The 10,487-nt window shown below is 56.0% G+C and carries 8 protein-coding genes; 3 read left to right on the forward strand and 5 right to left on the reverse strand.

From position 1 onward, the window contains the following. Together ACF8AM_RS23730 and ACF8AM_RS23735 are read right to left on the reverse strand one after the other, a co-directional pair. On the reverse strand, window positions 1-682 hold a 682-nt coding region (locus ACF8AM_RS23730; protein ID WP_392558031.1), incomplete at its 3' end, for a hypothetical protein. Window positions 683-690: 8 nt separating this feature from the next. Next, window positions 691-1,635, reverse strand: a complete 945-nt coding sequence (locus ACF8AM_RS23735; RefSeq protein WP_392558032.1) for a shikimate dehydrogenase — start codon at window positions 1,633-1,635, stop codon at window positions 691-693. 266 nt (window positions 1,636-1,901) lie between these two features. On the opposite strand from ACF8AM_RS23735, the gene ACF8AM_RS23740 reads away from it, so the two are divergent. Then, a complete protein-coding gene (locus ACF8AM_RS23740; RefSeq protein WP_392558033.1) occupies window positions 1,902-3,200 on the forward strand; it encodes a phenylacetate--CoA ligase in 1,299 nt (432 codons plus the stop codon). A gap of 926 nt (window positions 3,201-4,126) precedes the next feature. Here the strand turns inward: ACF8AM_RS23740 and ACF8AM_RS23745 are convergent. The 3 genes from ACF8AM_RS23745 to ACF8AM_RS23755 form a co-directional block, all read right to left on the reverse strand. Continuing rightward, on the reverse strand, window positions 4,127-4,558 hold the full coding sequence (locus tag ACF8AM_RS23745) for an RNA recognition motif domain-containing protein (RefSeq protein ID WP_392558034.1): 432 nt from the start codon (window positions 4,556-4,558) through the stop codon (window positions 4,127-4,129). A gap of 279 nt (window positions 4,559-4,837) precedes the next feature. Then, window positions 4,838-6,313, reverse strand: coding sequence for a protoporphyrinogen oxidase (hemG, locus tag ACF8AM_RS23750; protein WP_392558035.1), 1,476 nt, complete (start codon window positions 6,311-6,313; stop codon window positions 4,838-4,840). Then, entirely contained in the window at window positions 6,310-7,779 is a 1,470-nt protein-coding gene (locus tag ACF8AM_RS23755; RefSeq protein WP_392558036.1) for a hypothetical protein, read from the reverse strand. Before ACF8AM_RS23755 ends, hemG begins: the two co-directional genes overlap by 4 nt. A 175-nt stretch (window positions 7,780-7,954) precedes the next feature. Between ACF8AM_RS23755 and ACF8AM_RS23760 the strand changes: the two genes are divergently transcribed. Both ACF8AM_RS23760 and ACF8AM_RS23765 read left to right on the forward strand, forming a co-directional pair. Then, on the forward strand, window positions 7,955-8,929 hold the full coding sequence (locus ACF8AM_RS23760; RefSeq protein ID WP_392558037.1) for a ferredoxin--NADP reductase: 975 nt from the start codon (window positions 7,955-7,957) through the stop codon (window positions 8,927-8,929). Between the two features lie 71 nt (window positions 8,930-9,000). Beyond that, window positions 9,001-10,290, forward strand: a complete 1,290-nt coding sequence (locus ACF8AM_RS23765) for a glucose-1-phosphate adenylyltransferase (RefSeq protein WP_392558038.1) — start codon at window positions 9,001-9,003, stop codon at window positions 10,288-10,290. Window positions 10,291-10,487 lie beyond the last annotated feature (197 nt).

The following is a 10,487-nucleotide window of genomic DNA, read 5'->3' on the forward strand; positions in this document are numbered from 1 at the left end:
ACAAACCGGACGAGAGTTGTTCGACTTCACTGACCGCTGCAACAGAAGCGGGGTCGTCAAAGTTCTTGACATAGAGCGCCGCGATCTTGCCGGTCAACGAGAGCATCTCGCTGCAGTAGTCGAGGTAACGGTTCAGTTCCAAAGGCGTCATCTTTTGTCGCGGTGAGTTGTCGGTACCGCGAAAATTGGAGAGCACCCGCTCGGGATCTTTGGTGAGTTGATGCATGTCGATGATGTGACACAACGATCTCAATTCGTGAATGGCCGTCAGGGCACGGCGCCGTTTCAATCGCGTTTCCAAAGAGATCAGAAAGTAGATGCCTGCACTGAGAAGCAGCATGACTTGGCTGGAGGAATCCGCCATTGCGATCAGGTTGGGAAGCTTCATGTCATCGCTGGACAAATCGGTCGTTGCCGGTTGTGCGATGGAAAAGACCAGGACAACAAGAGATCCAATCAATCCGGCGAGCAGCAGGTAGCTTGCGAAACGGATGCGTCGAATCGGTCGACCAATCTCTTGAGATCGCTGGGATGCACTGCGACCGACCTCCAGCAGTTCGCCGCACAGATGTTGCAGTCCCGAGTCAGGGAACCGCTCGCTGATCCGGCGCTGCAACTTGGCAATCGTTTCCACGATATGCGTGTCTTGCAGGGTCAACTGAGAAGACGATTCGTTTTCCATCCGAGCCTTCAAACCGAAAGGTATTCTTCCATGGCTTCGCGAAGCACGTCCTCGCGAACTTCTGTGTTCAGCCAATGAGGGACGACCTTTGCCAGGCAGGCGGCATGGATGTCCCAGCGAGTGATGCAGTTACTGCCCGCGTCCATTTTGCAGCGTTCCCAATCGCTGATGTCGTTGGCGTCCCAGCTTTCGTTGAGGTCCACCAGCACCGTGCCCGGTGGCGTGGTCGAGCTGCGAAACGCATCAATGATTTCCGACGCTGGGCCATCGATCGCCAGCCAAACGTTCGCCAACGAGGTCGTCGTGATCTCCTCAGGAGAACTGACCGTCACGATGCGATCCGAAACCGTTTCAGGTGCCGAGCCACTGGAAGGTGGACAGTCCGGATCGACTTCCTGAACTGGAGGGGCTTTGTCAGTTGGGGTGGTTGGCTTCGGCAGATTCGCGGCAAGTTGATTCTCGGATGTCAGCTTCTGTGCGAGTCGTTTGCGCGTGTCGGTGTCGGAGCTGATCACGAGCACCTGTTGAACCGAAAATCCGCCCAGTTCCAATCGGTCTCTAACCAGTTGCGTCCAAACTTGTTCTCGAACCGAGATCGCTTGCCAGTGTGATGACGTTTCCTGTGCCGGTTTGGATTCCGGTGTGCTTCGCAGTGCTTCGGCAGGCTGGGATGGATCCATTCCCGTGATGCCCAAGTGGCTCGCTGTTTCCGGATCATTGGACATCATGCCGCGGCAACTGGGGTCGATCCAGACACCGCGAAAGCTCATCGCGTGCATGCCGTTCAACGCGGTTAGCAGTTGCTTGGGGCTCAGGTCGAACGACAAAACACGGCAATCCACATTGGCTTGCTCAAACGCACTTTCAAGTGCGAACTGCGTGGGGTTGCCCGCAACAGGATGCCCAATCACGGCAAGCACGGGCTCGATCTTTTCGTCCATGGATGGAGGCATGCCGTGATTGGTAAGGCGTTGAATGATTGATGAGGGAGTTGACGCGAAGCAGCGGAGATGGACGTCAAAACGTCATTCATCGTTGTTTCCCCTCTCGCTTGTGATTCGGGGATACGATCTCAGTCGCGTCTCTCAATGTCCAGTCTACCGTCATCTAACTGGATGCACGACCTTGCTATGCTGTGGCAATTGGTTGCGATTTTGATTGTGTTGTTTTCTCCCCCCATTTGCAGTTTGAATGCTGCCGCGACTCGACGAACATCTTCATGGAACCTTCTCGATTCGAATTTTGCTCACTGGACCGCACCAGCCTGCGACTGCATCAATGGGATCGGCTGCAAGTCGTTTGGCAACGCTTGAAAGAATCCAAGCATCCGCTTTACCAAGAAGCATTTCAGGTCGCTCCCGATTTGTGCGATTGGGAGGCGTTCCAGTCGTTGCCGTTTCTAATCAAATCGGATTTGCTCGGCAGTTCACGAGAAGAACCATCCAAGCTCTTCACGCGGCCGCGCCAGGCATATTCGCGCGCCCACCAGACCAGCGGTTCGCGAGGCTGGCCGATGCCCATTTACGACACGCCCGAGGATTGGCGTTGGTGGCTGGCATGTTGGCAGTACGTATTGGATGCGGCTGATGTCCGTCCGGCCGACACCGTGATGATGGCGTTTTCATTCGGGCCGTTCATTGGTTTTTGGTCGGCCAACGATGCTCTGGTCGAGCGGGGGTGTTTGGTCGTTCCCGGCGGCGGTTTGTCATCCTCGGCACGCTTGCAGATGATGCTGGATCGCGAGTGCACTGTTGTGTGTTGCACGCCGACTTACGCGTTGCATTTGATTTCCGTTGCGAACGAACACGGAATCGATTTGAAAGGCAGCAGCGTTTCGCGATTGATCGTCGCGGGAGAGCCCGGTGGGAGCGTGCCCGAAATTCGTCGCGCCATTGAAGAGCCCTGGGGGGCTCGTGTGATTGACCATGCTGGTGCGAGCGAGCTTGGAGCCTGGGGATTTCCGACCGCTGACGATCGCGGTTTGCATATCATCGAGTCCGAATTCATTGCCGAGTTCTTCGTGCTGGATGAAGACGGGCAACCCAGTCGCCCCGCAACATCGGGCGAGGCATCCGAAATGGTGATGACGAACTTGGGGCGTCACGGCGGCCCGGCAATACGTTATCGAACCGGTGACATCGTGCGCCCGGTTTGGGAACACGGTCTGGCTTGCCAATTCGTCAAACTGGAGGGCGGAGTGATCGGACGAGCGGATGACATGTTGGTCATTCGTGGCGTCAACGTTTTTCCCGCCAGCATCGAAGCGATTGTTCGCCAGGTGGTGCCCGAAGCAGAGTTTCGAATGATCGCCTCGCGGCGGGATCATTTGGATCAGCTTTCGATCGACATTGAGTCTCCCGCCGGCAGCGAATCCCAGCCTGGAGGTTTGGGGCAGCTACGGGAATTGCGAGATGCGTTCCGAGAACGACTGGCCCTGCGCGTCGAGATCACATCGGTGCCCAACGGATCGCTACCTCGCTCCGAGGGAAAATCAAAACGCTTTGTGGACCAACGCTAAACGCGGAATGCTGCTGAAAGCGGTTTACGTGGATCATCCAGATGATGAGGCTGCCAACGCACGAATGGTTTGCAAGCGTACTGCAAGCATCGAAGTAAAGACTTGATTCTGAGTGTCAATCCAGGAGACTTTTCACCCGGGATTCTTGCCACACCTTGACTCAATCACTCAGCTAACTTGACGATTGGTTGGGTCTCGATCATTTCGAAGAAGCCAATTGGCAGTACAATTGGACTTTGTGGTTGGGTGGCTGTCTGCAAGTCTTCGATCGACTTCTGTTTCGAAGCTTTTGCTTGGAGATCGCTGAAGGACTTTTCCATGTCGGTTGCTTCAATGTCGAGCGTTGGGACAGGCGGCATCTCCGTGGAATCATCTGACGCTGGGACGTTCACGTTGGGAGCCTTGCAAGGAATGCATTGCCCGTCACATGGAGTTTCTGTGCATTGGGTTTGGTGCTTGCTCTTTCCAAAAAGGTGTGAGGGAGGAGCATGCTTCTCGAGGCAGTGGCTGAGCGATGCGCACCCACCAGATGAGATCAGCAGAACGGTCGCAATTAGGTTGTGTTTCTTTCTCATGATCACACCGTGGCTCGTTTGAGGCCTGAGAGAGGGAGCGGTCAACTCTGTTTTCGGAATGTCAAGCAAGCTCCCAGCGGAGAAGTCTGGAAAAGACTGTTCATTCGGCTGACCTCAACCGGGTGAGTTTCAAAACCCGCGTGAGCCCGACAGTCCTTAAAGCTTGTCATGAGGCGGTGGTGCTGGTCCTTTTGGACGGATTGGTTCCGGCGGTTGACTTCAAGCTTTTTCGGAAGACGCGGCAGTCGAGAACAATCGGTGTTGAGTGCCGTGCGGGCATGAAAAAACGGAAACCACTCTGAGAACAGACTGGCTTCCGTCGACGCGAATGTTTTGTTGTTGGTTTCGGGATCAGCGATCGCCGCGGCCACCGTAGCCGCCACCGCCTCCTCCGCCGTATCCGCCTCCACCGTATCCACCACCGCCGCCGCCATAGCCACCGCCGCGGTTGCCACCGCCACCGCCGTAACCACCGCCGCCACCGCCACGGCCGCGACCGCCGCCACCGTAGCCTCCTCCACCGCCACCACCGCGTGGCTCGCGTGGACGAGCTTCATTGACTGTCACACTACGACCGTCAATCTCTTGGCCGTTCAGGTTTTCGATCGCGTCTTTTGCGCCTTCGGCATCCGCCATTTCGACGAAGGCAAATCCGCGACTACGTCCTGTCTCTCGATCCATGATGATGTTCACAGCCGACACTTCGCCATACTGTTCGAACGCGCCACGAAGTTCGTCCTCGGTGGCCTTGAACGAGAGGTTCCCGACATAAATGTTCGTCACTAATCTGATACCCTGCAAACCGTCACCAACAAGGCAAGATGCCTCTCGCATTCGGGCTCGTTTCACTGGAAAACGCTTCCAAAACAAACCAACCAACCCAAATGTGGTGCTCAACTGACTGCGCAGCGTGAACCATCCCGATACCCCAGTCAATCCCATCTTTTTGCCCCTCCCTCGGAATTCACGAAACAATCTGAGAGCGTTCCACAGGCGTTTCCAAGGGGCGACAACCGCTTTCGCATGTTGCAGATTCACCGTCCATCCGAAGTCTTGACGCCACTACAAGATACGCTCTGCCGTCCGTTTGGATGCCGCGATGACGGGAGCGATCCCGACGCCACCCAGTGCGTTTGTGTTCAGGTGCAGATGAGGGAGAGCGTCGACGGCGGTTCGGATCCGTTGGACTTTGTCTAAGTGGCCAACTTCGTACTGGGGCATCGCGTTGTTCCAACGAACCACCCGTAACACGGCTGCGATGTCTTCGAGAGGCTGGGTTTGGTCCAGTCCGATCAGGTCACCGAGTTCGGAGCGAACAATGCTGACGATCTCTTCATCAGTGCGTTCGAGAATCTCAGGTTGCAGCACGCCGCCCACAAACGCTCGCACGATCACATAGTCGTCGGGTGCACGCTGGGGAAACTTGGTGCTTGCGAAACTACCTGCCAGCACGCGACGATTCTCCTTTGGCGGGACGACGAAGCCGAAGGTCTCAGGCAGACGCGTGATGCAGTCACGTCGAACGGCCATGACCACAATCGCAGTGGAAGCGAATGGAATCGAGCGAAGCGCGGAGGCCGCTTCCTCACTGAGCGATTGCAAGAGGTTTGCGGCGACGTGCGCTGGGGTCGAAACAACGACTTGGTCAAACTCATGCGATGCCTGGTCAAACTTCTGAGATGACTGGCCGTCGGTATCTGATTCAACGTTCAGTTGATAGCGGTCGTTCGGAAGCGGAGCAATCGATCGCACTGTGGAGTTGAGCCGAATGTTTTCACGACCCATGAAATCGGCGAGCGTGTCCATCCATTGCTTCATCCCGTTTGGGAACGCACGGAACTTCTCGTAGCGAGCGCCACTGCTGGCTTGTTCGGTGGTGTCTTCTCCGGTCCGAATCCGGCGCAGCGTTGCTTTGGCAAGCGAGCCGTCGTTGGTTTCCATGTCCCAGATTGGTTTCATCGTCGCTGCCATGCTGAGTCGATCGACATCGGCGGTGTAGATGCCTGCGACCAAGGGAGCGACGATGTTGTCGAGGCACTCTTCGCCAAGTCGCCGACGAACAAACGATCCCACGCTCTCATCAGTCGAACTGTCGGCTCGGCGTGCAATGAAGCGTTCACGAAGCAAGCGAAGTTTGCCCGAGAGGCTGAGCAAAGGCGTCGTCAGCATCGACCCGAGTTTGGTCGGACGCATCAAAACGAATCCTTCTGGGATTGGAATCAGCCGGTTGCCTCGTGCGATCATCGCACCACGACCGCGCGGGTTGGGACGCAGCAATTGATCCGCGACGCCCAATTGTTCGCAAAGATCGATGGCAGCCGATGGTGCCGTGGCGAACATGTCAGCCCCGTGGTCGATGACGAACGTGCGGCCTTGATCGTCGGTCAGCGTTTCAGTGTGAATCACACCTCCGAGTCGATCGGAAGCTTCGAAGAGGGTGATGTTGGGAAGCGGCTGATTCTGACGTTGAGCCCGCAAACGCAGGTGAGCGGCAGTGGACAATCCTGATAGTCCACCGCCAATGATCGCAATGTTCATTGATTCATCGGGCTCATCGGTTCCAAACCATAGCCTGAACCGCTTTGATCCATGCTGCCGTCTTCCATCATGGGTTCGCCGTAGCCAGGTTCCATTTCCATGCCCATGTTCATATCGTCGTATCCGGGTTCACCCATGCCGTAGCCTGAGTTGCCATAGCCCGACATTCCGTTTTGGTTTCGTCCACCGCCCATCTTCGCCATGGCACTGAACATGCTGATCATGGGCTGAACGGCTGCAATCATTGGTTCGGTCGCTTCGTGGAAGGCGGTCGCGTCGGCGGCGGACTCGATTGGTTGCAAGAAGGTCTCGAACATCTGTGCAGATTGTTGAATGGTGCTCGCAGCCATTGAGTTCATGTTGCTGGATTCTTGCGCCAATGCGGTCATGCTGGTTTGACCGTCTGTCATTGCTTCGAGCTTCTTCGTTTGTTCTTCCACCCACGTGGGAAAATCATCCGCGAAGACCTTGGGAATCCAGTAGCCTTCCACTCGAACCATTTCGTGCGTCGGTCCTCGGTTGGAACGCCGTTGACCAGGTTGTTGGCTGCCTGAACTGGCACGCTGGATGGTTGCGGTGTCTCCTTTGAAATTGGCGACTTCCCACTGCGGTTCCGACGAGGTGAAAGTCTGAGTCAGTTGGTGGACATAGGGAGCCATCGCTTGGCTTCGATCTCGGACCCAGTTGGTGAATCCTTTTCGACGGATGTTGTCGGGTGTCATGGCGTCGTCTGCCAGTGCTGCGCGAAGAGCGTTGGCTGTCGGCAAAATCAAATCATTGAACGCTTCCGAGAACGCACCGGGAGAATCGGGATCGCCCGAAGACAAGGAGGGATGCGACAAGATCCAATTCTGGCGAGTCACAATCAGGTCGACCAAACGATAGAATCGTTCGTTGCCTTGGTTCCATTCGTTGGCGTCAATCTTCTGCATTGCCAAGTCAACCAATTGGTCGAGTTCGCTACGGAACGAAGGTGGCAAGGCATCGACAGCGACGGCCAAATGTCCTTCGCGAATTTGGGTTTGGATCTGCTCGATTGCTTCGTTGATGGATAGATTTGGTGCCAGTGGTTGGTATGCCGGTGGTGCCGGTGGGGTAGGAAGTGGATCGGGCGCCGCAGCAGATTCTGCATCGGCCACCTGACGCAGTTCCTCGCTCAGAGATTCACGCTGTTCTTTCAAGCGAGCCGCGATCTGTTCCGCTTGGATTCGACTTTCCGCGATCAGTGATTTCATCGGCACGCTGACACGTTTGCCGTTGGACATCAGCAGGATGACATTGTTGTCCCACAGTCCGACCATCTGAGCCTGGACCGTTCGGTTGCCAACCAGGCTGGTCCAGTTCTCTGCAATCAGGTTCGATGACGTTCCCAACATCGCACCGCATGCGACCGCGAGGCCGATTGTGCCTGATAGGATCGAGTGCCGATGCGGAAGTAGCCGAAAGAAGACTTGGCGATCAAACATGATCGAGGGTCCAAATGAAAGGTGAGACGGTGAAGTCGCGAAATCGAGGGCGGCTCAAGAGAGCGGTTGTGATTGCGAAAGCGGACACCGCCACGCCACCCGACCTCATCCACTATAGTAACTCAGGCGGGCGGGGTCGCCGACGTGAAAAAGGCATCTGGGAGTTGAAAACGCGATGGACGAACTGGACTGCCCGGACGATGAAGAAAAGCAGCGGCTTCGCGAGCAGCACTACAACGCGACGATCATCAAACGGGTGGACCTGACCGAGGACCTGGCTCGATTTCGGATTCAGTGCGATGAGCCGGTGATGCCATTCGAACCGGGCCAGTACGTTGCCATCGGACTGGGGAACTGGGAGCCGCGATTGCGGGGCACTCAGGCCGAAGACGTGCCCGTTAAAAAGTCGCGAAAATTGGTTCGTCGGGCGTATTCGATTTCATGTCCGATGCTGCACGATGCCGACTCGCCCAACGCAGGTGAATTGGCGCCGGTCGATCAGATTGACTATTTGGAGTTCTACATCACTTTGGTGCGCCAGGGAGCGACCTCAGCGAGCAAGCCTCCCGCCCTCACCCCGCGACTGTTTGGCAAAGGAGAAGGCGACCGAATTTGTGTCGAACGGAAAATCACCGGACGATATCTGTTGGGGGACATTCCCCTGAATGAAAACGTCTTGATGCTCGGCACCGGCACCGGCGAGGCACCTCACAATGCGATGGCAACCACGTTGCTTTCGCGTGGGCATCTCGGAAAGATTGTCATTGCAACCAGTGTTCGTTACCGATCAGACATCGCCTACCAGGCCGAGCATGATGAGCTGATGCGGCGCTACCCGAACTATTGCTACTTGCCACTGACAACTCGCGAACCAGAGAATTTAGAGCCTGACCGGCCGGATTACGTCGGGAAACAGTATTTGCAGACAATGTTTACCGCCGGCAAGTTGGCGGAGGTGGTAGGTGATCCGCTCTCGCCTGAAAACACGCACGTGTTCTTGTGTGGGAACCCTGACATGATCGGTTATGTGCCTCCCGGAGGTGATGTCCCCGAGAAGCCTGGGATGCTGCCTCTGTTGAGAGCCGCCGGATTTCATGACGCCACAGAAACCCCCGGCCCCGGCACCATTCGCTTCGAAAAGTATTGGTAAGCTAGTCGGTTCAGAAACAAACGTTCCCATTCGACAACTATCCACAACAACTAGCACGTCATCCCACGAGAGTGATCATGGATTTGAACAATACAATCGCGTTGATTCTTGGCGGTGGCCGCGGAACACGATTGTTCCCGCTCACAAAGATCCGCGCCAAACCCGCGGTTCCGTTGGCCGCCAAGTACCGTTTGATCGACATCCCAATCAGCAACTGCATCAACAGCGGTTTGAATCGCGCGTACGTGTTGACTCAGTTCTTGTCAGAAAGCTTGCACCGCCACCTTCGTCAGACGTACACCTTTGACCACTTCAGCGGCGGGTTCGTCGAGTTGCTGGCCGCTCAGCAAACCGTCAACTCAGGCACCGATTGGTACCAAGGCACCGCCGATGCGGTCCGCAAGAACCTGGTTCACTTGCGAGAAAGCTGGATCAAACACGTGCTGATTCTTTCGGGCGACCAACTGTACCGAATGGATTTTCGCGAGATGATGAAGACTCACATTGAGTCGGGAGCCGCTGCGACAATCGCCGGGATTCCTGTGACTCGCAAGGACGCTTCCGCGCTCGGAATCATGCAGGTTGATGACACGGGGCGAGTGACCGGTTTTGTTGAAAAACCGCAGACAGAAGAGGAGATCGCCAAAGTTCGCATGGAACCAAGTTGGATCGATGCTCGTGGGATTGAGAGCCAGGGCCGCGATTTGTTGGCCAGCATGGGACTGTACATCTTCGACAAAGACCTGATGGTCGACATGCTCGAAAACAGCCTGCACAGTGACTTCGGCAAAGAGGTTTTCCCCGAAGCAATCAACACCCACAAAGTTCAGTTGCACCTTTTTGATGGGTACTGGGAAGACATCGGGACGATTCGTTCGTTCTACGAAGCGAACCTGTCGCTGGCTAGCAAGAACCCGCCCTTCGACATTCGAAATCGCCATTCACCGATCTACAGTCGGCCCCGATTCCTACCGCCAACGATCATGGGCGATGCGAAGATCACAGGCAGTCTGATCGCCGATGGTTGCCGCATCGGTGACAACGTTACCATTGAAAACAGCGTGATCGGGTTGCGAACTGTGATCGGCGACAACGTGACGATCAAAGACAGTGTTGTGATGGGGGCGGACTTTATCGAGATGCGGGACGCCGACCGACGCGGGAAGTTGCCGCTTGGCGTGGGCGCTGGCAGTCTGATTCAGGGGGCGATTCTCGACAAGAACTGCCGCGTCGGCGAAAACGTTCGAATCACGAACGAAGCCAACGTCGATCATCAAGGCGAAGATGATGACCTGCAAATTCGCGATGGGATCAGCATCGTGATTAAAGACGGCCAGATCCCGGACGGATTCAAGTGCTAGCCAGTTTTGGTTGAGCAGCGGCGCGGCGGTTCGCCGCCGAGCTTTCAGGCTGCAGAATTCATTGGCGAAGAGCCATGTGGCCAGATAGAGGAGGAGAGTTCGTGGAGTGTTTTCTCGCGTGAACTCTTCAGGTGGCCATGCTCACTCAAGGCGAGTGAGAGTTCAGGAATCGGCGGATTCTTTGGAAACGCCCAGTT

The organism is Rhodopirellula sp. JB055, from assembly GCF_043100905.1.
Lineage (GTDB): Bacteria > Planctomycetota > Planctomycetia > Pirellulales > Pirellulaceae > Rhodopirellula.

Excerpts from the sequence above, each read along its gene's own strand:
- ACF8AM_RS23735 (WP_392558032.1), bottom strand. The coding sequence starts at position 1,635 with ATGCCTCCATCCATGGACGAAAAGATCGAGCCCGTGCTTGCCGTGATT.
- ACF8AM_RS23740 (WP_392558033.1), top strand. The coding sequence starts at position 1,902 with ATGGAACCTTCTCGATTCGAATTTTGCTCACTGGACCGCACCAGCCTG.
- hemG (WP_392558035.1), bottom strand. The coding sequence starts at position 6,313 with ATGAACATTGCGATCATTGGCGGTGGACTATCAGGATTGTCCACTGCC.
- ACF8AM_RS23755 (WP_392558036.1), bottom strand. The coding sequence starts at position 7,779 with ATGTTTGATCGCCAAGTCTTCTTTCGGCTACTTCCGCATCGGCACTCG.
- ACF8AM_RS23760 (WP_392558037.1), top strand. The coding sequence starts at position 7,955 with ATGGACGAACTGGACTGCCCGGACGATGAAGAAAAGCAGCGGCTTCGC.